This window comes from Nosocomiicoccus sp. HMSC059G07, from assembly GCF_001815515.1.
Lineage (GTDB): Bacteria > Bacillota > Bacilli > Staphylococcales > Salinicoccaceae > Nosocomiicoccus > Nosocomiicoccus ampullae_A.
The window spans coordinates 1-261 of sequence record NZ_KV820832.1 but is presented as its reverse complement, the minus strand read 5'-3'; the positions used below and the strand labels follow the sequence as shown (position 1 = coordinate 261).

At 31.0% G+C, this 261-nt stretch carries 1 protein-coding gene; it reads left to right on the top strand.

What is annotated here, in order from left to right; genetic code table 11:
• A partial coding sequence (locus HMPREF3029_RS05085) for an amidohydrolase family protein (RefSeq protein WP_144265416.1) occupies positions 1–261 on the top strand: 261 nt, incomplete at both ends.

The following is a 261-nucleotide window of genomic DNA, read 5'->3' as shown; positions in this document are numbered from 1 at the left end:
AAATATTTTTAATGAGGCATCAGGATTAACAGGATTAGATATCATGATACCTATTATGCACGATTTCTTAGTAAATTCTAACGAACTAAGCGCTGACAGGTTCTCTGAACTTTTCTCATCTCATGTAGCTGAACGATTTAATCTAAGAAATAAAGGTAAAATTGAAGTGGGTTATGATGCTGATTTTGCTATAATTAATCCAAATAATTCTTGGAAATTAACTGAAGATACCTACCTTTCTTTAGCAAATCAATCCGTATT